This is a genomic window from Planotetraspora phitsanulokensis (assembly GCF_016863295.1).
In the GTDB taxonomy this organism is placed as follows: Bacteria; Actinomycetota; Actinomycetes; order Streptosporangiales; family Streptosporangiaceae; genus Planotetraspora; species Planotetraspora phitsanulokensis.
The window spans coordinates 60,430-81,925 of sequence record NZ_BOOP01000043.1; the positions used below are offsets into that span (position 1 = coordinate 60,430).

At 70.8% G+C, this 21,496-nt stretch carries 28 protein-coding genes; 18 read left to right on the forward strand and 10 right to left on the reverse strand.

The features are described from left to right. Positions 1–17 precede the first annotated feature (17 nt). Complete coding sequence (gene fmdA / locus Pph01_RS36885) at positions 18–1,265, forward strand: formamidase (RefSeq protein ID WP_204077868.1); 1,248 nt, start codon at positions 18–20, stop codon at positions 1,263–1,265. A gap of 113 nt (positions 1,266–1,378) precedes the next feature. Here the strand turns inward: fmdA and Pph01_RS36890 are convergent, their stop codons facing one another. Further along, positions 1,379–3,751, reverse strand: a complete 2,373-nt coding sequence (locus Pph01_RS36890) for an acetyl-CoA acetyltransferase (protein ID WP_204077869.1) — start codon at positions 3,749–3,751, stop codon at positions 1,379–1,381. Positions 3,752–3,980: 229 nt separating this feature from the next. Here Pph01_RS36890 and Pph01_RS36895 point away from each other — a divergent pair, with 229 nt between their 5' ends. From Pph01_RS36895 to Pph01_RS36905, 3 genes are all read left to right on the forward strand, one after another. Then, complete coding sequence (locus tag Pph01_RS36895) at positions 3,981–4,790, forward strand: ArsR/SmtB family transcription factor (RefSeq protein ID WP_239117295.1); 810 nt, start codon at positions 3,981–3,983, stop codon at positions 4,788–4,790. A gap of 68 nt (positions 4,791–4,858) precedes the next feature. Continuing rightward, positions 4,859–5,362 (forward strand): hypothetical protein, encoded by a 504-nt coding sequence (locus tag Pph01_RS36900; RefSeq protein ID WP_204077870.1) that lies wholly within the window; start codon positions 4,859–4,861, stop codon positions 5,360–5,362. Positions 5,363–5,505: 143 nt separating this feature from the next. After that, positions 5,506–5,943 (forward strand): VOC family protein, encoded by a 438-nt coding sequence (locus tag Pph01_RS36905; protein ID WP_204077871.1) that lies wholly within the window; start codon positions 5,506–5,508, stop codon positions 5,941–5,943. 54 nt (positions 5,944–5,997) lie between these two features. Here Pph01_RS36905 and Pph01_RS36910 read toward each other — a convergent pair whose 3' ends face one another. Next, positions 5,998–7,410 (reverse strand): sensor histidine kinase, encoded by a 1,413-nt coding sequence (locus tag Pph01_RS36910; protein WP_204077872.1) that lies wholly within the window; start codon positions 7,408–7,410, stop codon positions 5,998–6,000. Between the two features lie 180 nt (positions 7,411–7,590). Here Pph01_RS36910 and Pph01_RS36915 point away from each other — a divergent pair, with 180 nt between their 5' ends. Genes Pph01_RS36915 through Pph01_RS36925 form a run of 3 tightly spaced genes read left to right on the forward strand, consistent with a single transcriptional unit; the run spans position 7,591 to position 10,545 of the window. Further along, complete coding sequence (locus Pph01_RS36915) at positions 7,591–8,748, forward strand: permease (protein ID WP_204077873.1); 1,158 nt, start codon at positions 7,591–7,593, stop codon at positions 8,746–8,748. A gap of 29 nt (positions 8,749–8,777) precedes the next feature. Next, positions 8,778–9,248 carry a MarR family winged helix-turn-helix transcriptional regulator gene (locus Pph01_RS36920; RefSeq protein ID WP_239117296.1) on the forward strand — a complete coding sequence of 157 codons (471 nt, stop codon included), beginning with the start codon at positions 8,778–8,780 and terminating at the stop codon, positions 9,246–9,248. A 25-nt stretch (positions 9,249–9,273) separates the two neighbouring features. Beyond that, positions 9,274–10,545, forward strand: a complete 1,272-nt coding sequence (locus Pph01_RS36925) for an MFS transporter (protein WP_239117297.1) — start codon at positions 9,274–9,276, stop codon at positions 10,543–10,545. Here the strand turns inward: Pph01_RS36925 and Pph01_RS36930 are convergent. The 7 genes from Pph01_RS36930 to Pph01_RS36960 all read right to left on the reverse strand — a co-directional run bounded on the left by Pph01_RS36930 (position 10,536) and on the right by Pph01_RS36960 (position 13,782). Next, positions 10,536–10,952, reverse strand: coding sequence for a hypothetical protein (locus tag Pph01_RS36930; RefSeq protein ID WP_204077875.1), 417 nt, complete (start codon positions 10,950–10,952; stop codon positions 10,536–10,538). The genes Pph01_RS36925 and Pph01_RS36930 overlap by 10 nt on opposite strands. A 294-nt stretch (positions 10,953–11,246) precedes the next feature. After that, positions 11,247–11,849 (reverse strand): hypothetical protein, encoded by a 603-nt coding sequence (locus Pph01_RS36935; protein WP_204077876.1) that lies wholly within the window; start codon positions 11,847–11,849, stop codon positions 11,247–11,249. Beyond that, on the reverse strand, positions 11,846–12,478 hold the full coding sequence (locus tag Pph01_RS36940; RefSeq protein WP_204077877.1) for a DUF6286 domain-containing protein: 633 nt from the start codon (positions 12,476–12,478) through the stop codon (positions 11,846–11,848). The genes Pph01_RS36935 and Pph01_RS36940 overlap by 4 nt, the downstream gene beginning before the upstream one ends. Further along, positions 12,475–12,777, reverse strand: a complete 303-nt coding sequence (locus tag Pph01_RS36945; protein WP_204077878.1) for an Asp23/Gls24 family envelope stress response protein — start codon at positions 12,775–12,777, stop codon at positions 12,475–12,477. The genes Pph01_RS36940 and Pph01_RS36945 overlap by 4 nt, the downstream gene beginning before the upstream one ends. Next, on the reverse strand, positions 12,774–12,959 hold the full coding sequence (locus tag Pph01_RS36950) for a hypothetical protein (protein ID WP_204077879.1): 186 nt from the start codon (positions 12,957–12,959) through the stop codon (positions 12,774–12,776). The genes Pph01_RS36945 and Pph01_RS36950 overlap by 4 nt, the downstream gene beginning before the upstream one ends. After that, a complete protein-coding gene (locus Pph01_RS36955) occupies positions 12,956–13,264 on the reverse strand; it encodes an Asp23/Gls24 family envelope stress response protein (protein WP_204077880.1) in 309 nt (102 codons plus the stop codon). The genes Pph01_RS36950 and Pph01_RS36955 overlap by 4 nt, the downstream gene beginning before the upstream one ends. Further along, positions 13,261–13,782 carry an Asp23/Gls24 family envelope stress response protein gene (locus tag Pph01_RS36960; protein WP_204077881.1) on the reverse strand — a complete coding sequence of 174 codons (522 nt, stop codon included), beginning with the start codon at positions 13,780–13,782 and terminating at the stop codon, positions 13,261–13,263. Before Pph01_RS36960 ends, Pph01_RS36955 begins: the two co-directional genes overlap by 4 nt. Positions 13,783–14,084: 302 nt before the next feature. Between Pph01_RS36960 and Pph01_RS36965 the strand changes: the two genes are divergently transcribed. The 11 genes from Pph01_RS36965 to Pph01_RS37015 all read left to right on the forward strand — a co-directional run bounded on the left by Pph01_RS36965 (position 14,085) and on the right by Pph01_RS37015 (position 20,499). Next, positions 14,085–14,708: a hypothetical protein gene (locus Pph01_RS36965; RefSeq protein WP_204077882.1), complete on the forward strand. Its 624-nt coding sequence runs from the start codon at positions 14,085–14,087 to the stop codon at positions 14,706–14,708. Between the two features lie 17 nt (positions 14,709–14,725). Beyond that, on the forward strand, positions 14,726–16,003 hold the full coding sequence (locus Pph01_RS36970) for an SRPBCC family protein (protein ID WP_239117298.1): 1,278 nt from the start codon (positions 14,726–14,728) through the stop codon (positions 16,001–16,003). Positions 16,004–16,155: 152 nt separating this feature from the next. After that, the gene (gene gvpJ / locus Pph01_RS36975) at positions 16,156–16,566 is read left to right on the forward strand and encodes a gas vesicle protein GvpJ (protein ID WP_204077884.1); all 411 of its coding nucleotides are present in this window, start codon (positions 16,156–16,158) and stop codon (positions 16,564–16,566) included. 1 nt (position 16,567) lies between these two features. Next, positions 16,568–17,365: a GvpL/GvpF family gas vesicle protein gene (locus tag Pph01_RS36980; protein WP_204077885.1), complete on the forward strand. Its 798-nt coding sequence runs from the start codon at positions 16,568–16,570 to the stop codon at positions 17,363–17,365. Between the two features lie 25 nt (positions 17,366–17,390). Then, positions 17,391–17,624 (forward strand): gas vesicle protein GvpG, encoded by a 234-nt coding sequence (locus tag Pph01_RS36985; RefSeq protein WP_204077886.1) that lies wholly within the window; start codon positions 17,391–17,393, stop codon positions 17,622–17,624. 4 nt (positions 17,625–17,628) lie between these two features. Then, positions 17,629–18,033: a gas vesicle protein GvpO gene (gvpO, locus tag Pph01_RS36990; RefSeq protein WP_239117299.1), complete on the forward strand. Its 405-nt coding sequence runs from the start codon at positions 17,629–17,631 to the stop codon at positions 18,031–18,033. After that, the gene (locus tag Pph01_RS36995) at positions 18,030–18,509 is read left to right on the forward strand and encodes a gas vesicle protein (RefSeq protein WP_204077887.1); all 480 of its coding nucleotides are present in this window, start codon (positions 18,030–18,032) and stop codon (positions 18,507–18,509) included. Before gvpO ends, Pph01_RS36995 begins: the two co-directional genes overlap by 4 nt. After that, positions 18,502–19,362, forward strand: a complete 861-nt coding sequence (locus Pph01_RS37000) for a GvpL/GvpF family gas vesicle protein (RefSeq protein ID WP_204077888.1) — start codon at positions 18,502–18,504, stop codon at positions 19,360–19,362. The genes Pph01_RS36995 and Pph01_RS37000 overlap by 8 nt, the downstream gene beginning before the upstream one ends. Next, complete coding sequence (locus tag Pph01_RS37005) at positions 19,359–19,601, forward strand: gas vesicle protein (RefSeq protein WP_239117300.1); 243 nt, start codon at positions 19,359–19,361, stop codon at positions 19,599–19,601. Before Pph01_RS37000 ends, Pph01_RS37005 begins: the two co-directional genes overlap by 4 nt. Continuing rightward, positions 19,582–19,986, forward strand: a complete 405-nt coding sequence (locus Pph01_RS37010; protein WP_204077889.1) for a gas vesicle protein K — start codon at positions 19,582–19,584, stop codon at positions 19,984–19,986. The genes Pph01_RS37005 and Pph01_RS37010 overlap by 20 nt, the downstream gene beginning before the upstream one ends. A gap of 54 nt (positions 19,987–20,040) precedes the next feature. Further along, on the forward strand, positions 20,041–20,499 hold the full coding sequence (locus Pph01_RS37015) for a hypothetical protein (RefSeq protein WP_204077890.1): 459 nt from the start codon (positions 20,041–20,043) through the stop codon (positions 20,497–20,499). A 31-nt stretch (positions 20,500–20,530) separates the two neighbouring features. On the opposite strand, the gene Pph01_RS37020 is transcribed toward Pph01_RS37015, so the two are convergent. Continuing rightward, positions 20,531–21,364: an SDR family oxidoreductase gene (locus tag Pph01_RS37020; protein ID WP_204077891.1), complete on the reverse strand. Its 834-nt coding sequence runs from the start codon at positions 21,362–21,364 to the stop codon at positions 20,531–20,533. Positions 21,365–21,496: the final 132 nt, after the last annotated feature.

Here is a 21,496-nt window from a genome sequence, read left to right on the forward strand (position 1 = left end):
CAACGGACGAGGTCCCCATGCCTGAGGTCGTGTTCCAGGTGGACCAGTCCCGCTCCATGCGGGATCAGGAGGTGCCCGGCCACAACAGGTGGCACCCGGACGTCCCCGCCGTCGTGACCGTACGGCCGGGGGACGAGTTCCGGGTGGAGTGCAGGGACTGGACCGACGCCCAGATCGGGAACAACGACTCCGCGAACGACGTCAGGGACATCGATCTGACGCTCCCGCACATGCTGAGCGGGCCCGTGGCGATCGAGGGGGCGCAACCCGGCGACCTGCTGGTCGTCGACATCCTCGATCTCGGTCCCGTACCGCAGCAGACGGGCGAGATCGCGGGACAGGGCTGGGGCTACACGGGGATCTTCGCCAAGGTCAACGGCGGCGGCTTCCTCACCGACCACTTCCCCGACGCCTACAAGGCGATCTGGGACTTCCACGGGCAGCAGGCGACCTCCCGCCACCTGCCGGGTGTCCGGTTCACGGGGATCACCCATCCCGGTCTGTTCGGCACGGCGCCGTCTCCCGACCTGCTCGCGGCCTGGAACCGCCGGGAACAGGCGCTGATCGACACCGATCCCGGCCGCGTCCCCGAGCTGGGCCTGCCGCCGGAGCCTCGAAACGCCGTCACCGGCACGGCCACCGGGTCGGTGGCGGCCCGCATCGCCGCCGAGGGCGCCCGTACGGTTCCTCCCCGTGAGAACGGCGGGAACCAGGACATCAAGAACTTCACCCGGGGCGCACGGGTCCTGTGTCCCGTGTTCGTCGAGGGCGCCAAGCTGTCCGTGGGCGATCTCCACTTCAGCCAGGGCGACGGCGAGATCACCTTCTGCGGCGCGATCGAGATGGGCGGGTTCATCGACTTCCACGTCGATCTCATCAAGGACGGCATGGAGAAGTACGGCGTGACGACCAACCCGATCTTCCTGCCGGGCAACGTCGAGCCGCGCTACTCCGAGTTCCTGTCGTTCATCGGGATCTCCGTCGACCACGAGAGTGGCGCCAACCACTATCTCGACGCGACCCTGGCCTACCGCCGGGCCTGTCTCAACGCGATCGAGTACCTGAAGAAGTGGGGCTACTCGGGCGAACAGGCGTACCTGCTCCTCGGAGCCGCGCCGATCGAGGGCCGGATCAGCGGGATCGTCGACATCCCGAACGCCTGCTGCTCGCTCTACATCCCCACGGCGATCTTCGACTTCGACGTGCGTCCCACCGCGGCGGGTCCCGTCAGGGCGGATCGCGGCCGGTGCGCGGTCACCTCCTGAACCGCGGGCCTGACCACGTCGGTCTCCGCGGGCCGTACGCGGGAGTTCGCCGCCCTCAACGGCCGCGGCGGGCCGTACTCGCGCGGCGGGCCGTACTCGGCGGTCACCCGCTCTCAACGGTTGCGCCAGCGCGGCGGCCGCTTCTGGACGAACGCGGTCAGCCCCTCGGCCGTGTCGTCGCTGACCATGAGGCCGTCGAGGGCGGCGGACGGCCGGCTGATCGCGTCGATCACGTCGGGGACGCCCCTCGTCTCCTCCATGATCCGCAGTGAGGTGCGGACCGAGGTCGGCGACGCCTCGAGGATCTCGGCGGCCAGCGCGCGTGCGCCTTCCAGCGCCGTTCCGGCCTCGACGACCCGGTTGACCAGGCCGTGCTCCGCCGCCTCCGCCGCCGTGATCCGCCGGCCGGTGAGGATCATCTCGGTGGCCAGCTTCTCCGGGATCGCCCGGGGCAGCCGGACCAGTCCGCCGGCGCCGGCGACGAGCCCCACCCTGACCTCGCTGAGCGCGAACCGGGCCGTGACGTCGGCGACGACGAGATGGCAGGCCAGGGCGATCTCGCACCCGCCGCCCATCGCGTAGCCGTTGACCGCGGCGATGACCGGCTTGTGCATGCCCCGGCGGCCGGTCAGCCCGGCGAAGCCGTTCTTCGGCACCCACATCGGCCTGCCCGACGCCGAGTAGATCAGGTCGTTCCCGGCGGAGAACGCCTTGTCGCCCGCGCCGGTGATGATCGCCACCCACAGGTCCGGGTCGGCGAAGTAGGCGTCGAAGACCTCGTCGAGTTCGTCGTTGGCCATCGGATGCAGGCTGTTGCGCACCTCCGGCCGGTTGATGGTGACCTCCAGGACGTGGCCGTCCCGGCGGACCAGCACGTTCTCGTAGTCGTCCCGCAGGACGGCCGGACGGGGCGGGAAGAGCTCGTCCATCCGCGCGTCGCCGGTGGTGACGCGGTTGCCCGCCGCGAAGGAGCGGACGTAGACCCGGCGGCCGATCGGCTCGCCGGTGCTCAGCAGGTCGAGCATGCCGCCGTCGGAGTCCGCTGTCCTGGCGAGGAACCGCCTGCCGTCCGCCTCGAGACGGCCGACGACGATGCCGACCCGGTCGCCTCCGCGCCGGTGCTTGACGGTGTAGGTCTCGATCGTGCCCCACCCGTCGGCCTGGACGGTCTGCTCCACCGTGGGCCAGGAGTCGATCTCCGCCTGGAGCGTGGCGCTGCGATCGGGCCGCCAGTCGCCGGGCGTGGTGGAGTAGACGCCGGCGGAGTACTTGTTCAAGAGCCCGCCGTTCGCGCCGACCAGCCCGTACGACCCCGGGGCCTCCCGCAACCGCTGGACGGTCTCGGCGATGGCGTGCATCGAGTAGTCGTTGCCCGCTCCGCCGAAGAACGGCAGCCCGCCGGTCACGGTCAGGCCGCGGGGGTCGTCGGCCGACAGGCCCAGCCCGTCGCAGATGTTGGAGACCGCGATGGGGAAGCAGCTGTAGAGATCGATGGTGAGCAGGTCGGCGACGCCGATTCCGGCCACCTCCAGCGCGTGCTGGACCGCCATGATCGCCGCAAGACCGGTGCTGAGGTCGGCGCGGTCCAGCAGGTCGCGGTCGCGCAGGTCGGCGTGGCCCGGAAGGAAGACCCACCGGTCCTCGGGCACGCCGAGGCGGCGGGCGGCCGCGACCGACATGAGCAGGACGGCGGCGCCCTGGTTGACCTTCTCCCTGGCCACCACATACCGCGTGTACGGCTCGGCGATCATCCGGTTCCGCTCGGTCGGGGTGACGAGCTCCTCGGCCGTGCGCACGGTCGGGGCGGCGGCGTGCGGGTTCGCGGCGGCGACCCTGGTGAACGGCGCGAACAGCGCGCCCATCCCGGCCGCGTACTCCTCGCGGCTCTGCTTCAGCCGGGCGCGGCGCGCGTTGTCGAACAGGGCGTACTGGCTGGGGGCTCCGGTCAGCCCGTGGGCGGCCTGAAGACGCGAGACCATCCCCGTCAGCCCGTAGCCGCGATCTTCCAGGTCGCCGTCGACCGTCTCGGAGAAGTCGGGCCGATCGGGTGCGCCGGCGAAGTGCCGGACCGTGGAGATCGCCTCGGCACCGAAGATCAGCGCGACGTCGCACGCGCCGCCGGCGATCGTCGCGGCGAGCTCGTTGACCAGGTGCTGCGGTCCCTGGCCGCCCGTCACCTCGAGGATCGCCCGTGCCGGGTCCGCGCCGACTCTGCGGGCGACCGAGCGGGGGAAGTTCGTGGACCTCCCCAGCGGGGCCGGGGCGCCGGGGGAGGAGGTCTCGAACTGCCGGACGCCCGCCACGGTGTCGACGGCCTCGGCCAGCGCCGCGGGGTCGGCGCCCGTGTCGCCGAGCGCCTCACGCACCGCTGCCGCGGCGAGGTCGACGGGGGACGACCTTCGGTAGCCGGGCTCGCCCAGGCGCTCCGACGACTGACCGGCTCCGACGATGACCGGGGTGCGAGGGTCGAGGTCCTGACCGGTCATGCGAGCTCCCCGGGGGATGCGGTGACGTATGGAGCGGCATCAACTTATAGACGGAGATCGACTGTGAACAAGAACATCGGGCGCCATTTCCGACATGTTCGAATCGGAGTCTCCGCCGGTGCGTCAGCCCGCGCTGGGCCGGGCCCCCTTTGGTGCGCCGCCGGCCCCCGCCGGGCACCGAGGACCCGCCGTTGGCGATATGCAGGTGAATACCTGCATAATGGGCGGCGTGAGCCTCGAAGCGAGAGCGATGGACTCGGTCTTCAAAGCGCTGGCCGACCCCACCCGGCGACTCCTGCTCGACCGTCTGCGTGAGCACAACGGCCAGACACTGGGCGAGCTGTGCGAACGCCTGGACATGGCGCGCCAGTCGGCGACGCAGCATCTCGACGTCCTTGAGCGGGCCAACCTCGTGACCGTCGTGCGACGGGGACGGGAGCGGCTCCACTACCTCAACCCGACACCGATCCACGAGATCGAGGAGCGCTGGATCTCGGGGTTCGACAAGCCCCGCCTGCAAGCGATCAGTGCCATCAAGAACCAGGCAGAGGAGTACGCGATGACCGACGGACCCACGTCCGTTCCCACCTACGTCTACGTCACCTACATCCGCGCGAGCGCGGAGCAGGTGTGGCGAGCCCTGACGGACGCCGACCTGACGGCGCGCTACTGGGGACACGCCAACGTCTCGGACTGGCAGCCGGGCTCGGCCTGGGAGCACCGGCGCGCCGACGGCTCAGGCGTCGTCGACGTCGTCGGCCGAGTGATCGAGACCGAACCCCCGACGCGCCTGGTCATCACCTTCGACGACGCCCCCGACGCCGAATCGCCGAGAGAACCGTCGGTCGTCACCTTCCTCGTCGAGCCGCACCAGGACATCGTCCGGCTCACCGTGACCCACGAGAAGCTCCCCAACCAGGAGATGCTGGGCGGCATCTCGCACGGATGGCCGGCCGTGCTGGCGAACCTCAAGTCGCTGCTCGAGACGGGCGAGGTCCTTCCGCAGGCGCCGTGGGAGATGTACCGCGCGCATGCCTGAGGCGGCGTCGGCCGCAGCCCTTCGACCCCCGCGCACGACTGAAGCACGACTGAAGAAAGAAGACCTCGATGGACACCATCCCCCTGCGGGACGCCTACCGCGTGTTGCTGGACGCCGCAGCCACCGTGGCCGACTCCGGCGATCCCAGCCCAGTCCCGCCGGCCGGTGAGTGGAACGCCGACCAGATCCTGGCGCACGTCTCCATCGTCAACGCCGTCACCATCACCGCCGTCTCCGCCGTCGCTTCGGGAGCGAACACGACCTACGACAACCGGATGGCGCTCGACACCTGGACCATCGAACGCGTCATCGCGCTCGCCGGCGGCAACTCGGGCCTCCGAGACCGCATCCGCCTCCAGGCGGACGCCCTCTGCGCGCTCGGGGGACCGGCGCTGAGCGAAGCGGAACTCGACACCCTGGTGCCCACCCGGCTCCTGTCCAACGACACCGTCATGGTCGACCGGCCCATGCCGCTGAGAGACCTCATCACGGGCCTCGCGGGAAGCGAGCTGCCCGGCCACACCAGACAACTCCTGGCCCTCCTGCCGAGCGGCATCGGGGCCGGGATGTGATCCTCTTGCGTGCGGCGACCGGCGGTCCGCGGGCACCGAAGCGCGGGCGGCTTCTCGGACACGATGGGCGGCCCTCCGGAACCCCAGCCTCCGCTGAGAGGCATGATTTGCAGACGCCGTACTCGGCCGGAGGAGGAGGATCCGTGGCGACCAGATGGACTCTGACGATCGACTGTGCGCAGCCCGCGACGCTGGCGAGATTCTGGGCGCTCGCGCTGGGATACACGGAGAAGCCGCCGCCGGCGGGCTTCGGGAGCTGGGAGGAGTGGTTCGCGCATCACGACGTCCCCGAAGAGGAGTGGGATGACGGCGCCTACCTGTCCGACCCCGACGGCGTGGGTCCCGACCTGTCCTTCCTGCGGGTGCCGGAGCCGAAGGCGGTGAAGAACCGGGTGCACCTCGACGTGCAGGTCGGCGGCGGGCGCGGCACGCCCTGGGAGGTGCGGTGGCCACGGGTGGCCGAGGCGGTGGAGCGGTTGACCGCCGCGGGCGCGACCGTGATCCGCCAGGACGACCTGCAGGGACGGCCTGATCATGTGGTGATGGCCGATCCCGAGGGGAACGAGTTCTGCCTGGTCTGACCTCTGCCGGCCTCTACCGACTCGACCGACCTCTTCCGGCCCGGCCGGAGCGCGTCACACGTGCGCCGTCGACCGGTTCGTCTCCATGAGCGGCAGGCGCAGGACGAAGCGGGCACCCCGCGGTGAGTCCTCGATGCTCAAGGTGCCGTGGTGGGCACTGACGATCCCGCGGCAGATGGCGAGCCCGAGTCCACTGCCTCCCGGGTCGAGCCGGCGGCCGTCGGCGAGGCGGACGAACGGCTCGAAGACGCGCTCCCTGTCCTCGGGGGCTATGCCCGCCCCGTCGTCGACCACGTTCACCACGGCGTAACCGCCCGCCCGGGCCATGCTCACGTCCACGGTCGTCTGGGCGTGCCGGCAGGCGTTCACCAGGAGGTTGTTCAGCACGCCGATCAGCTGGATGCGGTTGCCGAGGATGATCAGGCCGGCGGCGGTGCGCGTGCGCACCGGCGCGCCGTTCACCTGGCCGGCCGATTCCTCGGCGACCAGGGCGCCGAGGTCGATCGGCTCGGGCGGCGCCGGGATGACGGTCCGGATCCGGGCGAGGACCAGGATGTCGTTGATGATCGCGTGCATGCGCTCCGTGGTCGACAGCGCCGCCGCGACGGTCTCCCGGAGATCCACCTCGTCGGGGTAGAGGACGGCCTCCTCCAGTCGTGTGTACAGGGCGGAGACCGGGGTCCTGAGCTCGTGCGAGACGACGGAGGCGAACTGGCGCTGCTGGTTCACCGCCTCCTCGAGGCGGGCGAGGGTCCGGTTGGTCGTGCGGGCCAGCTGGGCGATCTCGTCGCGGCCGGGCGGCTGGGGGAGGCGCAGGCTCAGATCGCTCACCGTGATCTCGGCCGTTCTGGCACGGATCTCCGCCACCGGCCGCAGCGTGCGCCCGACCACCCACCAGGCCACCCACGCCGAGAGGGCGGACATCAGCGCGATGCCGAGGCCGGTGAGCCATTCCAGGCGATGGCCCGAGAGGATCGGCGGCTGGACCATTCCCGCGTAGACGAAGTGGGGCTCGCCCGACCAGAGCATTGTCGTCTGCAGAAGAGGGAGCCGGACGACGGTGAACGCGACGCACCGCTCGGGGGTGCAGGAGATGCCGTGCCGGATCCGGTCGTCAGGGGGCGGGTGCAGCGTGCTGATCGGCACGTGGCCGGCCGCTCTGCTGGCCGCGAGCACCCTGCCGTGGGAGTCGGTGAATTGCAGGAGGTCGATCCGGGTCGTGGTGACGGGCTGCGGTGCGGCGTAGGGCTGCCAGTCGATCCAGGAGGTGGCGAGGCGCTGGGATTCGGCGAAGATTCCGTCCTGGATCCTGATCCGGATCGCGAAGTCCAGGCCGATGCCGATCAGGGTGAAGACGATCAGGGACAGGACCGCGGTCACCAGGGTGAAGCGAGCCCGGATCGAGTAAGGGCGTAGCTGCACCGGCATCCCTTCCTCCCCGGGCGGCTCCTCCTTTTGAAACTTCATCCATATATGTCCTTTTTCAGACACTATGTGAGGCCTGTCCCATGAAATTGGGCCTGGAACTCCAAATCTTGGAAAGGCCGGTGTCGTTAAACCCGATGCCGTACGGGTACGCACGGCCCGAGAAGCCCGCCCACGAAGCGGCGCCCGCGAGATCGGGGCCGCTTGCCGGGAGGTCCGCGGATGGACTGGTTGTGGCACGCGCTGGCGCTCGCCGGAGCCATGGGGTGGGAGATCCTCTGGGCTCTGATCCTCGGGTTCGTCCTTTCCGCGGTCGTCCAGGCCGTGGTGCGCCGTCAGGCCGTCACCGCCCTGCTGGGTGACGATTCCCCGAGGGCGCTCGCCGCCGCGACCGGGCTGGGGATGGCCTCCTCGTCGTGCTCCTACGCGGCGGTGGCGCTCGCGCGGTCGCTGTTCCGCAAGGGTGCGAGCTTCACCGCCGCCATGACCTTCGAGATCGCCTCGACCAACCTCGTACTCGAACTGGGCATCCTGCTGGCTCTGCTGCTGGGCTGGCGGTTCACGCTGGCGGAGTTCGTCGGCGGGCCGATCATGATCGTGCTGATCGCGGTCCTGTACCGGATCGTCCTGCGGCGAAGGCTCGTCGCCGACGCGCTGCGGCAGTCCGGCAAGGGGCTGGCCGGATCGATGGAGGGGCACGCCGCGATGGACATGTCGGTGACGGGCACGGGTTCGTTCCTGCGGAGGCTCACCTCGACGCGGGGCCTCACCGCGATCTCGCACATCTTCGTCATGGAGTGGGCCGCGATCTGGCGCGACATCGTGACCGGGCTGCTGATCACCGGCGCCCTCGCCGCGTGGGTCCCCATGGAGTTCTGGAAGGGCTTCTTCCTCACCGGGGATCCGTTCCTCGCGGCGCTGTGGGGGCCGGTCGTCGGGCCGCTGGTCGCCGTGGTCAGCTTCGTGTGCTCGATCGGCAACGTGCCGCTGGCGGCGGTGTTGTGGAACGGCGGGATCAGCTTCGGGGGAGTGGTCGCGTTCATCTTCGCCGACCTGATCATCCTGCCGATCCTCAATATCTACCGGAAGTACTACGGCCTGCGGATGGCCGCGTTCGTCGCCGGCACCTTCTTCCTCACCATGGCCGCCGCCGGGTATCTCGTCGAGCTGATCTTCTGGGCGTTGGGCCTGACGCCGCGGGAGCGGGCGGCCAGGGTCGTCGAGGCTCATGTGGCGTGGAACTACACGACCTGGCTCAACCTCTGCTTTCTTGTCGTGGCGGCGGTGCTGGTCGTCCGGTTCGTCCGTACGGGCGGTGTGCCGATGTTGCGCAAGATGGGCGGCCGCCCGGTCGATGCGGGAGAGCCCCCGGGTGCCTGATGTACATAATGTCTTGATATAAGTTCCTTATGGATTTTTCGGGTGGCCGGGCGCGCGACCTGCCCGCCATGGAGATCACGACGGCACTGGAACGGCTGACGCGGATGTTCCTGCGGCTGGCCCCCCGGGGTGAACTGTCGCTCACCGCGGTGTCGGTGTTGTCCCTTCTCGAACGGTCGGGCCCCAGGCGGCTGACCGATCTGGCGATCGGCGAAGGCGTGACCCAGCCCGCCATGACCCAGCTCGTCTCCCGGTTGCAGGACTCCGGCCTCGCCGTACGCGCGGGCGACCCCGATGACGGGCGCGTCGTGCTGGTGCACGTCACCGACGCCGGGCGCGCCGCCCTGGCCGAGCGCCGAGCCGCCCGCGCCGCCCTGCTCTCCGAACTGCTGTCCCAGCTCGCCGTGGAGGAAGTGGACGGCCTCGTCGCCGCGCTGCCGGCCATCGACAGCCTGACGAGCCTGATGCCCGACGAGCGCCCGGCCAGCCGGACCTTCTGAACCCCCGTTGATGTGGAGCATGCCGATGAGTGGTCATTCCGTGGCCGCCAGCCCCTTCAAGCAGCCGAAGGCCGTCTTCGCGGTCGCCTTCGCCTGCGTCGTCTCGTTCATGGGGATCGGGCTGGTGGACCCGATCCTGCCCGCGATCTCCAGTGAGCTGAACGCCACTCCCAGCCAGGTCACCCTGCTGTTCACCAGCTATCTGGTGGTGACGGCCGTCGCGATGCTGATCACCGGCTGGGTGTCCAGCCGCATCGGTGCCAAGCGCACCCTGCTGGCCGGACTCGCCCTCATCGTCGTGTTCAGCGCGCTGGCCGGCGCCTCATCGGGCATCGGGGGGATCGTCGGCTTCCGCGCGGGCTGGGGAGTGGGCAACGCGCTGTTCATCGCCACGTCCCTCGCCGTGATCATCGCCTCGGCGAGCGGCGGATTCATCGGGGCCATCATCCTGTACGAGGCCGCGCTGGGGGTGGGCATCGCCGTGGGCCCGCTGCTCGGCGGGCTCCTCGGGAACATCAGCTGGCGCGGGCCGTTCTTCGGGGTCGCGTTCCTGATGGCGATCGCGTTGATCTCCACCGCCGTGCTGGTGCGGCCGACGCCGGCTCCGGTCAGGAAGACCGGCCTGGGCGAGCCGCTGCGCGCGCTGCGGCATCGCGGCCTGCTGACGATGTCGCTCACCGCTCTGTGTTACAACTGGGCGTTCTTCACCGTCCTCGGGTACGCGCCGTTCCCGATGGGGCTCGACGCCATCCAGCTCGGCTTCGTCTTCACCGGCTGGGGCGTGCTGGTCGCCGTCTTCGCGGTCTTCGGCGCGCCCCGCCTGCAGAGCCGTTTCGGCATCGCCCGCACGCTGTACGCCAACCTCGCCCTGTTCGCCGTCACCGTGCTGGTGATCGCGATCTGGACCGATCATCCGCCCGTCCTCGTCACGGCCGTCATCGTGGCGGGGGTGTTCATCGGTGTGAACAACACGGTGACCACCCAGGCCGTGATGACGGTCTCCCCGGTCGAGCGGCCGATCGCCTCGGCGGCGTACGGGTTCGTCCGGTTCATCGGCGGCGGGCTCGCCCCCTTCGTCGCCGGCAAGCTGGTGGAGCACACCAACGTCCACGTGCCGTTCTACATCGGCGCCGGGGCCCTGGTCGTCGGCATCCTGATCCTCTCCACCGCCCGTGAGCACCTGCGGCACTCCGAACGTGTGCAGGCCGCCGGGGGCGAGGAGCCGGCCGATGCCGCGGTCCGGCCGGCACGCCCGGTGACCGCGGGTCAAGAGCCGTGGACGCGCCGTCACCAGTAGCACGTGGGCGTGGTCGCGTCCCCAGGCAGGCCGCAGAACGCGGTGAGCGGGGAGGTGATCCGCGTCCAGGTGAACCCGGGAACGGTGGTGCCCGCGAACCGGCCCACCTGGTACGTCGACGTCACCATGAACGCGTCCGCGTCCTCGACCCCGACGTCCTTGCTGCCCTTCCCGCTGGGCAGCCAGTAGGTGCGGCACGGGAAGCCGCCCGCGTTGTAGGTGACGCAGCGTTCCGACCCCTCGCCGAAGACGGCGGCCTTCACCGTGAATGTCCGCGGCAGCGCGTTGCGGACCTCGCCGCAGGAGCTGTAGGCGCAGGACCGCGCCTGCGCGGGTGCGGCGGCCAGGGCGGAGCCGGAGAGCAGCAGCAGGGCGAGGGCGGACGTCGCTCGCAGGAACACGCTCATTCGGGGGGGCCTTTCCGAGGGGACGGATCTCCCCGGCAGGAGAGACGGAGTCCCCCGGGGATCGGCGACGACGGTAACGCGCTGTGAGCGCCTCGCCAGGCTGATTCCCGGCAATGCCGGAGGCTCCAGGTCGGCAGGGTCAAGCCGCGTGTCTCATGGCGAGGCGTTTTGCGGCGAGGGTTTTCGGCGAGCCGCTCTCACCTCGAGGGTGCTCTCACCCGAGGGCGTTCGCACTGCGAGGGCGCTCGCACGGCGAGCGGGCCCGGCTGCGCCCGGCCCCGATGCGCCCGCGGGTCAGTGGACCTCGCGGGGCGGCCTGCCCTTCGCGAACCCCAGACGCACGAGCGCGGGCAGACGCTCGAACCCCAGTGTGGTCCTGATGGCGGGGAACGCCTCGTCACGCAGCCGGGCCAGGACGGAGTCCACCGCGGCCGGGTCACGGGTGGTGACGCGCACGTCCAGGGCGGGTCTGTCGGCCGTGCCCCGCAGGACGGCTCGCGCCTGCCGGACGCCTGGGAAGCCGCTGACCTGCCTTCCGAGCGTGTCGCCTGCCAGACGGCCGTTCATCTCCGTGACCCCCGTGGTGCCGGACTCGAGGCGCACCCGCCGCAGGCGTGCGGGCCGGAGCAGGGCGAGCAGCCAGCTCAGCCCGATGAGCGCCACCACGATGGACGCGGCGGCGACGGCCGGCCAGAACCAGCCCTGCCGGATGAGGGACGTCACGCCCCCGTCCAGCAGCGGATCCTGCGCCGCGGCGGAGCCGAAGGCGCCGAGGCCGCGGGAGACGGCCGCCCCACCTCCGGCGAACAGGATCAGCCCGAGCGTCGTGAGACCGGCCCGGTTGGCCCGCGCGGTCTCCCGGCCCAGCGTTCGGCCCCTGGCCGCGCGGCGCCTCATGACGGTCCTCGCACGTGTGCCCGGACCGTGTAGCGGCCGATGGGCGCGAGCCTGCCGATCTCGTCCTCGACGGCGGTGAGCACCCGCTCCTCAACTCCGGCCGTGTCCCGCAGGTCGGTCGTGGCCTTGACGACGACCTGACGTCCGCGGATCTTCGTCCGGGCGCGCCGCACTCCGTCGGCGCCGCTCGCCGCCGCGCCGAGGATCCTGGCCATCGTCCGCGGCCGCACGCCCGCGACCAGGTCGGGGTCGCCGGTGCGCAGCGCGACGAGGCGCGGGCGTCCGGCGACCAGCGCGAACATCAGGAGCAGCAGGCCGAGGACGGCGGTGATGCCCGCCGACGTGAGCGCCTGCCTGTCCTGCCATGTGGTGGTCGCGGCCCATTCGGCCACCCGGTCGTACGGCACGAGCCGGGCCGGGCGGCCCGCCAGCGCCGAGATCGTCTCGAGCGCGGTCAGAATCCCCGCCGCCAGGAGCGCGAGCGCTGAGATCGCGGAGGGTATCGCCCGCCGTGGCCGGAAGGCGCGAACCGCCGCCCTCGGCCGTGCCGGCGCGGCGGGCTCGGTGACGTGCCCGCCGGGCTCAGGGAACGGCCGGGTCGATCCGGGGCCTGTCTCGGCTGTCGTCATGGAGCCTCCTCCGCGGGCACGAGCCCGACGACGTCGATGTCGACGCTCTCCACGTCGATGCCGGTGAGCTCGCGCATCCGCTGCCGCACGTGATGCCGTACGTCTGACGTGACCTGCCGCACGGGTGCCGGGTACCGGATGGAGAGCCGGTACCGCACCGCGGCCACCCCTCCACTGACGGACGCCTCCACGTGCGGCCGCTCCGCGATCCGGTCGTCTTCGGCCGCGACCTCGGTCGCGATCTTCGTGAAGGCGCGGTCCGATATCGCGACCGCCCCGGGCCCGCCGGCGCCGGTCATTGCCGTCTCGCCCGCATCGTCGGCATCTCGATGCCGCCTTCGACGGCCAGGCCGACGAAGAAGCCGACGACACCGAGCACGAGCACGATCAGGAACGCGTTGAGGCCGCCGAAGGCCCCGACCACGCCGAGCACCGTGCCGAACGCGAGGCCGGCAAGGGCCATGACGGGGAGCTGCTTCATGATGATCCCCTCTCGTCTTTCTCGACCGCCTTGAGTGGCCGGACATCGGCGATGGTCACATTCACCCGCCTGCCGCCGGCCGCGTCGCCGATCGCCTCCCGGACGGCGGCTGCGATCTCCGGTAGCGGCGAGCCGTAACTCGCGACCACGCTGACCTCGATCTCGTCGTCCCTCACCGACACGCCGGGCACGGATTCGCCCGGCAGATAGGTCGTCACCACCCCGAACGGGCCGGCCGAAAGCGCCGCCACGTACGGGCAGCTCCTGGCCCGCTCGGCGACGAGCTTCGCGAGCGCGCCGCTCATTCGACCCGCGGCGCCGTCTGGGTTTCGCCGCCCTCGCCCTCGTCCTCGCTGGGCAGGTGCACGTCGTCGACCGCGATGTTGACTTCGGTGACCTCGAGCCCGCACATGTTCTCGACCGAGTTGATCACGTTGCGTCGTACGGCCCCGGCGAGGTCGGGGATGGCGACGCCGTACTCCACGACCAGGGCGATGTCCGCCGCGGCCTGACGTTCACCGACCTCGACGGCGATTCCCCGGGTGACGCTTTCGTCGACCCCGAGCTTGCCCTTGAGCGCGCCGAACATCCGTGCCGTTCCGGTGCCGAAATCGTGCACTCCGGGGATCTCCCTGGCGGCGACGCCCGCGATCTTCGCGACCGCCTCCGCGGCGATGGTGGTGCGCCCCCGATCGGTCACCAGAGCCGATTCGGTCCGGCGCTCCCGGGTGAGGGTGCTCTGACCCTGTGCGGGACTCTTCTCGGCGCCGCTCTCCCGCTGAGCGGGTATGCCCTGTACCGGCGGCGTCCTGGACCCTGCCATGTGAATCCCCCACTTCACCCTTGATTGGTGTGTCCGTTTTCCTCTATCGATCACCCGTACTACCCCGTTTGCGTAGCGTGATGACGCCGGGTGGGGCGAGGTTCAGTCACCGACACGTCTTGAAAGTCCCAAAAAGCGCAGATAACGCCTGTATCGCAGGAGCAAGCGCAATAGGGGGCTTTAACCGATTTTGTCCTCTACTAAGACATATGTGTTTCTATGCCGGTTTAAGGGGCAGGGGACCCGCTGATCTGGCGGCGCGACACGCCGGGATCGGGCGGGCGAGCACATGAGGAGTGACGATGAAGGACGAATGCAAGGTGGCCGCCGCCGTGGTCGCCGGCTACTACCTCGGCCGGCACCACAAGCTCAGACTGGCCGCGGCGCTGGCGACGGCCGTGCTGGCCAAGCGTCTGAAGGGGGTCGGCGTCGGCGGTCTGCTCGAAGAGGGGACCAGGCTGCTCGGCGGCGCCGCTCCCGAAGTCGGGAAGGTCACTGAGCGTGTGCGCGGTGACCTGCTGGAGATCGGCAAGGCCGCTGCCGTCAACGCGACGAGCAAGCGGATCGACGCCCTGAGCGACCGGTTGCACCAGCGCGCGGAGTCGCTGCGCGCCGCCACCGCTGCCGCCGGACAGGCGGGAGAGCGGGCAGGCGAGGTCGCAGGACGGGCGGCCGGCCGAGCAGGCGAGGCCGCCGGGCGTGCGAGTAAGGCCGCTGAGAAGGTCGGCGACCGGATTCCCAGGCAGAGGGGCAAGGCTCCCGCGCGGCCGGAACCGGAAGAGGGCTTCGAGGACGAGTACGAAGACGAGTACGACGAGACTCCCTACGAGGACGACTACGAGGAGTCCAAGGCGACGGAGCGCGAGGAGAAGCCGAGGCGGAGACCACAGCGCCCGGCCCGGCCCGTCACGCGGGCTCGGAGGTGAGCGGTATGGCCGGGCAGGTGACTGAGCAGACGAGGGAAGGACCGCTTGCGGCGGGGATCAAGGAGCTGCCCACGGCCAGGCTCGGCCAGGAGTTCCAGAATCTGGCGACGGCGGTGGCCGAGCGCGCGCTGACCAACCTCACCGGCAGGATCGACGGGCTCGCGGGACGGCTGACGGGGTACGTCGAGGACGGCGGCACTGGCCTGATGGAGGCGGTGACCGGCAAGTCCGGTTCCGGGATGCTCAGCTCGCTGGCCGAGAGGTCGGGGGTGTCCGGGCTGCTTAGCTCGCTGACCGGGTCGGAGGGCGGAGGAAGCCACCCGGTGCGGTCGGCCCTCGCCGCCTACGCCAAGGAGAAGGTCAAAGGGATCTTCAGTCGCGTCGGCGGAGGCAAGGGCGGCAAGAGCAAGAAGCTCAAGCTGACCAACATCGTCGAGGCCGTCGACGTCGGCGCCCCGCTGCGCGTCGTCTACGACCAGTGGACCCAGTTCGAGCAGTTCCCGAGCTTCATGAAGAAGATCGAGATGGTCAACCAGAAGTCGGACGAGAAGCTCGACTGGAAGGCGCAGATCTGGTGGTCCCACCGTACGTGGGAGGCGACCATCCTCGAGCAGACGCCGGACAAGCTGATCGTCTGGCGGTCGCAGGGGCCGAAGGGGTACGTCGACGGCGCGGTGACCTTCCATGAGGTCACGCCCGACATGACCCGGGTCCTGCTCGCCATGGAGTACCACCCCCAGGGCATGTTCGAGCACACCGGCAACCTGTGGCGCGCCCAAGGACGGCGGGCCCGGCTGGAGCTGAAGAATTTCCGCCGGCACGTCATGACCCAGGCCCTGCTGCACCCCGACGAGATCGAGGGCTGGCGTGGCGTGATCCACGACAGTGAGGTGGTCAAGGACCACGAGACCGCCGTGCGGGAGGAGCAGGAGCGAGAGGGGCGCGAGCCTGTCGAGCGGGCGGAGGAAGAGCCTTACGAGGAGGAGCCCTACGAGGAAGAGGCCGAGTCCGAAGAGGGCGAGCCGTACGAGGAAGAGCCCTATGAGGAGGAGGCCGAGGGCGAGCCCTACGAGGAGGAGCCGGAGGCCGAGGAGCGCCGCAGGCCGTCGCGGCCGGTCAGACCGCGCAGGCCGATGGCGGAGCGCCCGGCGCGCAGACGCGGGCAGGAGCGCCCGGCCCGCGAACGCGACGAGGCCGACGAGGACGAGGAGCCCGAGGAGCGTCCGCTGCGGCGCCGCAGAACCCCGGCCGAGCAGAGACGGGCGTCGTCCGCGTCGTTGCGGCACGGCCGGTGACGGCGGGTTCCGAGGACGCCGGCGCCAGAGACGGGCCGGCACCGTGAGAACGGCGTCGAGGAGCCGGCGCGAGGCGGGGTCACATCGAGCGTGAGATCGCTCACGGGGGCGTGACCGCGCAGGGAAGAGGCACATACGAGGAGGTGGAGGGAATGACGGTGACCGTTCCTTCGGGGGGCGGAGGGTTGCCGGACCGCCCGTCGGGTTCAGGCCTGGCAGATGTCATCGACACGATCCTGGACAAGGGGCTCGTCATCGACGCCTTCGCCCGGGTCTCGCTCGTCGGCATCGAGGTGCTCACCATCGACGCGCGTGTCGTGGTGGCGAGCGTGGACACCTACCTGCGTTTCGCGGAGGCGGTGAACCGGCTGGACCTCGAACAGAGCAAGGCGGGGCTCCCCGAACTCGTCGGCGACGTCACGGAGGGGGTCGCGCGCGGCAAGACCAAGGGCGCGGCCCAGGGAGTGATCGAAGCCGCGGGGGAGAAACTGCACGACTACATCGCGGGCGCGCTGGAGGAGCCGGAGCCGGAACGGCGGGTGCGGCGAAGGAGCGGGGGCTGAGATGTCGAGCTCTACGGAAACATCGCGGCCGGCGAGGGCCGCCGCCCCCAAGGGTGACGACGGCATCGCCTGCTACGTGTACGGGATCGTGCCCGAGGACGTGGACATCAGCCCGGACGCGGTCGGCGTGGGCGACCCGCCCGGCCGGGTGAGACTCATCCGGCACGGCCGGATCGGGGCTCTGGTCAGCGATGTGGCGGTGGACCGCCCGCTCGGACGGGCGGAGGACCTCGTGGGGCACGAGGCGTTGCTGGACGGCGCCGCCGCCGAGGTGCCGGTGCTGCCCCTCAGGTTCGGCGCCGTGCTGACGTCGCCGGAGGCCGTTGTCGGCGAACTGCTGGAACCTCACCACGACGAGTTCGCCGCCGCGCTGAAGGAGGTCGAAGGGCACGTCCAGTACGTCGTCAGGGCGACCTACGCGGAGAAGTGGGTTCTCCGCGAGATCCTCGCGGAGAACCCCGAGGTCAGACGACTCCGCGACCGGATTCGCGGCCGGCCGGAGGACGTGACCCGTGACGAGCGGATCCGCATCGGCGAGCTGATCACCCAGGCGATCGCCGTCAAGCGGGAGGCCGACACCCAGACCGTGGTCGACTGCTTCGCCCCGTGCACGGTGGCGGCCGTCATCCGGGACGCCACACACGAGCGGGACGCCGCCAACGTCGCCTTCATGGTGCGGATGGACCAGGAGGCCGACTTCGAGATGGTGCTCGGCGAACTGCGGCGCGAATGGGCTGACCGGATCGACGTGCGGGTTCTCGGCCCGATGGCCATGTACGACTTCGTCACCTCGGGATAGCGGGCAGCCGAAGGGAGGAATTTCCGTGGGACTGATCGGCCTGATCTTCACCTGGCCGGTCGCGCCGGTGCGTGTGGTGATCCGGCTCGGCGAGCTGATCCAGGAACAGGTGGAACACGAACTGAGGGACCCGGCCGTCGTCAGGCGCCGCCTGGAGGAGATAGAGGAGGCCAGGCGCTCCGGCCTGATCTCCGAGGAGGAGGAGTCCCAGGCCGTGGAGCGGATCCTCAGCACGATGACCGGCACGCGGAGGGGGTGACGACGTGGTTCCCCCGAGACGCAGGGCCCGTGACACGCGGGCCGCGGAGCGGCACGGACGTGAGGGGTTCGACGAGCGGGCGCAGGTGATGGTCGAAGACGGCGGGCGGGTGCCGGAGCCCCGCAGGCGGCGCCGCGCCATGACCGCGGTGACCGCCGGGGAGCGCGGCCTGCGCTACATCGCGGACCTGACCATGCGGGACGCGGAGGCCGTCACGCTGGTGGAGCCGGCCGATGGCGGCTGGACGGTGCACGTGGAGATCGTGGAGGACCACCGCATCCCGTCCTCGGGCGACGTCCTCGCCGTGTACGAGGCCGAGCTGGACGAGGAGGGGAACCTGCTGTCCTACCGTCGGCTCGGGCGCTACCGGCGCGGCACGAACGCGCTCGGGGAGGGTTCGCCGCGATGACGGATCCGGGCAGGTTCCGGCCCGTCATGCGGGAGTCGTACGCGCAGCCGATGACGACCGGCCGCGAGACCTCCAACCTGGGCGACATCCTGGAACGGGTGCTCGACCGGGGTGTGGTGATCGCGGGGGACATCCGCGTCAACCTGCTCGACATCGAGCTGCTGACGATCAAGCTTCGGCTGCTCATCGCGTCGGTGGACACGGCACGGGAGCTCGGCATCGACTGGTGGGAGCACGATCCCTGGCTGACGGGCAAGAATCGCGAGCTCGCCGACGAGAACCGCCGGCTGCGCGACCGCCTGGCCGCGATCGAGGAGCGTCTGGAAGAGCGCGAGGGTCTGCCGAGGCGCGTTCCCGAGCAGCGTCCACGCGAAGTCGAGCGGCGTCAGCACGAGGTGGAACCACGCGGAGAGGACTGGAGCGGAGCCGAGAGCCGCGAGGCGGATCGGCGCGGATGGGAGAGGAGCGGTGACTGAATCCGGCATCTACCTGTACGCGGTGACCAGCGAGGCCGGCGACGCGTGCCTGAGCGTGCGCGGCGTCCTCGGCGAGCCCGTCCGGAAGATCGGCGTCGGCGACCTGGCGGCGTACGTGAGCACCGTCCCTCTGGACCAGTTCGGCGAGGAGCCGCTGGCACGCCTGCTGGAGGATCTGGACTGGGTCGGCGAGGTGGCCCGGGCCCATCACCGGGTCGTCGAAGCGGTGGCGGAGGCCGGGCCGACGGCTCCGGTACGGCTGGTCACCGTCTACAGCGGTGAGGAGCAGGTCCGGGAGTTGCTGGAGCGGCGGCATGACGACTTCCTCGCGGTCCTGTCCCGGGTCGCGGGCCGCCGGGAGTGGGGCGTCAAGGCGTACGTCGACCCGGAGGCGGCGTCCCGCATGGCCGGAGGCGGCACGGCCGGAGGTGACGCGTCCGCGCGACGTGAGGCTCCCGCCGGGCGGACGGGCGCCGGGCCGGGAACGGCCTACCTCCAGCGCCGCAAGGCGAACCTCCACAACCGCGAGGACCTGTGGCGCCACGCGGTCGCATGGGCCGAGCGGCTCCACGCCGCCCTGGGGGAGGTCGCCGTGGCCGGCCGCCGTCATCGGCCGCAGGATCCGCAGTTGTCCGGTCGCAAGGAGTGGATGGTCCTCAACGGCGCCTATCTCGTGGAAGAGGATCGGAGCGCGGAGTTCGCCGCGGCGGTCGCGGCCTTCCGCGAGGCCGCGACGGAGTCCGGTACCGGAGCGGGCCCCGGCATGGACGTGGAGCTCACCGGCCCCTGGGCGCCCTACTCGTTCACCGCCGTGGAGCTGGAGACGGAAGGCCGGGAGGGAGGCGCGCGGTGACGCTGGACACCCGCCGGGGCGCCGTCCTGGCCGAGGAGGGCCGCCTGCCGCCGGAGCGCGTGGCGCTCGTGGATCTCCTCGACAGGCTGCTCGCGGGCGGGGTCGTCGTGACCGGGGACCTCGTGCTCTCCATCGCCGACATCGAGCTCGTCCGGATCTCCCTGCGCGCGCTGATCGCGTCCGTACGGGGCCCCGGCGCGACGGAGACGGAGGTCGACCATGAACCGTCCTGGTGGTGACGCCGCCGACAGGCACGCCACCGTCGACAGCCACGTCACCGTCGACAGGTCCGCCGCCGCTGACAGGCCCGCCGCCGGCAGGCCCGGCCGGGACGCCGCGCGGTCGGAGAGCTGGCGCCTCAACACCGATCCAGAGGCGGTCGAGCGCGACCTGAGCCGCCTCGTCCTGACACTCGTGGAGCTGGTCCGCCAGCTCGTCGAACGGCAGTGCATCCGCCGGATGGGCGAGGGCGATCTGACCGACGAGCAGATCGAGACGCTGGGGCTGACCCTGATGCGCCTGGAGGAGGCGATGACGGAGCTGTGCGACCGCTTCGGCCTGTCGCCCTCCGATCTCAACCTCGATCTCGGCCCTCTCGGCACCCTGCTTCCCACGGACCGGTGACGACGCGCGTCAGGACACCTTGACGTCAGGACGGCCTGACGTGAGGATGGCGTCATGTACACGCCTGACAGCGCAGAACGCGATCACACGCTCCGCACCGCCGTCGCGCGCTTCGAAGAGCTACGTGTCCGCGAGGCCCTCGGCTCGGCGATGGACGAGGATTTCGACGGCCCCGACGCCATGAGCAGCCGGTTCGCTCCACCGCAGGCCGCCCTGTCCAAGGAGGAGGCGCTCGAGTTGCTCGCCCTCAGCGAGGTGATCGCGCGCAAGGCCTCGTACGGCCGGCAGCTCACGGTCAGGACGGCGCGGGCGGCGGGTGCCTCCTGGTCGCAGATCGGCGCGGCGCTCGGGACCACCAAGCAGTCCGCCTGGGAGGCCCACACCCGGTGGATCGACGGCCAGGCCGCGTTCCGTGGCCGCACCGGGACGGAGGGCATGGACGACGAGCAGGTGCGGGCCGCCCGCGCGCTCGCCGGAGACCCGGACGAGCCCGCGGACCCGGGCGCACGCTGACAGGCCGGAGCCCAGAGCGCGCCGGAGAGGCTCAGTCCTGCTTGCCGTGCGCGGCCACGGACACGGGTTCCCACTCGCGCCAGGTGGCCAGCCGAGACTCGTAGTCGGCGGCGGCGATCGCCAGCGGCCCGTCACCGAAGAAGATCCGCAGCGGGGGCCGCTCCGCGTCGACCACCCGGAGGATGGCCTCCCGGGTCGCCTCCGGCCTTCCGGGCGTCCCCACCCTGCGGGCGCGCTGCTCGGCCGCCTGCTTCCGCACGCCCTCGTAGGCGGCCAGCGGCATGGCATGACGCGCGGACGATCCCGCCCAGTCGGTGGAGTAGGCGGCCGGTTCGACCACCGTCACCTTGATGCCGAAGCCCGCGGTCTCCAGGGCGAGCGACTGGCTGAAGCCCTCCAGCGCCCATTTGGAAGCGTGGTACATGCCGACGTTGGGGAAGGCGGAGACGCCGCCGATGGAGGACACCTGGATGATGTGGCCGGAGCCCTGCTCGCGCAGGTAGGGAAGCGCCGCCTGCGTCACCCACAGGGCGCCGAACAGGTTGGTCTCGATCTGCGCCCGGGCCTCCTGCTCGCTGATCTCCTCGATCATGCCGAACTGCCCGTAGCCCGCGTTGTTGACCACGACGTCGAGCCGGCCGAAGTGGTCGTGCGCCTTGGCGACCACGTCGAAGACCGCCTCGCGGTCGGCCACGTCGAGGGGGAACGCGGCGATCGCGTCGCCGTACTCGCTCACGAGATCGTCCAGCGAGGCGACGTCGCGGGCGGTCGCCGCCACACGGTCGCCACGGTCGAGGGCGGCGATGGCCCACTCGCGCCCGAAACCGCGGGACGTCCCGGTGATGAACCAGATCTTTGAAGTCATGGGGGACCGGCGTATCTGCTCGATGGGGCCGCCGCGTTCACGGCCGGCCCGAAAATGGACTGAACGTTCAATTACGTTAGTTCGCCCCCACTGGTCAGGCAAACGGCGGGCCACGGGGCCGGCCTCAGGTGT

Bases quoted from the DNA above. Each gene is read 5' to 3' on its own strand.
- Pph01_RS36960 (WP_204077881.1), bottom strand. From the start codon at position 13,782: ATGGCAGGGTCCAGGACGCCGCCGGTACAGGGCATACCCGCTCAGCGG.
- Pph01_RS37020 (WP_204077891.1), bottom strand. From the start codon at position 21,364: ATGACTTCAAAGATCTGGTTCATCACCGGGACGTCCCGCGGTTTCGGG.
- Pph01_RS36945 (WP_204077878.1), bottom strand. From the start codon at position 12,777: ATGACCGGCGCCGGCGGGCCCGGGGCGGTCGCGATATCGGACCGCGCC.
- Pph01_RS36930 (WP_204077875.1), bottom strand. From the start codon at position 10,952: ATGAGCGTGTTCCTGCGAGCGACGTCCGCCCTCGCCCTGCTGCTGCTC.
- Pph01_RS36950 (WP_204077879.1), bottom strand. From the start codon at position 12,959: ATGAAGCAGCTCCCCGTCATGGCCCTTGCCGGCCTCGCGTTCGGCACG.
- Pph01_RS36935 (WP_204077876.1), bottom strand. From the start codon at position 11,849: ATGAGGCGCCGCGCGGCCAGGGGCCGAACGCTGGGCCGGGAGACCGCG.
- Pph01_RS36995 (WP_204077887.1), top strand. From the start codon at position 18,030: ATGACGGATCCGGGCAGGTTCCGGCCCGTCATGCGGGAGTCGTACGCG.
- Pph01_RS36920 (WP_239117296.1), top strand. From the start codon at position 8,778: ATGGATTTTTCGGGTGGCCGGGCGCGCGACCTGCCCGCCATGGAGATC.
- Pph01_RS36910 (WP_204077872.1), bottom strand. From the start codon at position 7,410: ATGAAGTTTCAAAAGGAGGAGCCGCCCGGGGAGGAAGGGATGCCGGTG.
- Pph01_RS36890 (WP_204077869.1), bottom strand. From the start codon at position 3,751: ATGACCGGTCAGGACCTCGACCCTCGCACCCCGGTCATCGTCGGAGCC.
- Pph01_RS36980 (WP_204077885.1), top strand. From the start codon at position 16,568: ATGTCGAGCTCTACGGAAACATCGCGGCCGGCGAGGGCCGCCGCCCCC.
- Pph01_RS36925 (WP_239117297.1), top strand. From the start codon at position 9,274: ATGAGTGGTCATTCCGTGGCCGCCAGCCCCTTCAAGCAGCCGAAGGCC.
- Pph01_RS36955 (WP_204077880.1), bottom strand. From the start codon at position 13,264: ATGAGCGGCGCGCTCGCGAAGCTCGTCGCCGAGCGGGCCAGGAGCTGC.
- Pph01_RS37015 (WP_204077890.1), top strand. From the start codon at position 20,041: ATGTACACGCCTGACAGCGCAGAACGCGATCACACGCTCCGCACCGCC.
- Pph01_RS36965 (WP_204077882.1), top strand. From the start codon at position 14,085: ATGAAGGACGAATGCAAGGTGGCCGCCGCCGTGGTCGCCGGCTACTAC.
- Pph01_RS36900 (WP_204077870.1), top strand. From the start codon at position 4,859: ATGGACACCATCCCCCTGCGGGACGCCTACCGCGTGTTGCTGGACGCC.
- Pph01_RS36915 (WP_204077873.1), top strand. From the start codon at position 7,591: ATGGACTGGTTGTGGCACGCGCTGGCGCTCGCCGGAGCCATGGGGTGG.
- Pph01_RS36940 (WP_204077877.1), bottom strand. From the start codon at position 12,478: ATGACGACAGCCGAGACAGGCCCCGGATCGACCCGGCCGTTCCCTGAG.
- gvpJ (WP_204077884.1), top strand. From the start codon at position 16,156: ATGACGGTGACCGTTCCTTCGGGGGGCGGAGGGTTGCCGGACCGCCCG.
- fmdA (WP_204077868.1), top strand. From the start codon at position 18: ATGCCTGAGGTCGTGTTCCAGGTGGACCAGTCCCGCTCCATGCGGGAT.
- Pph01_RS37010 (WP_204077889.1), top strand. From the start codon at position 19,582: ATGAACCGTCCTGGTGGTGACGCCGCCGACAGGCACGCCACCGTCGAC.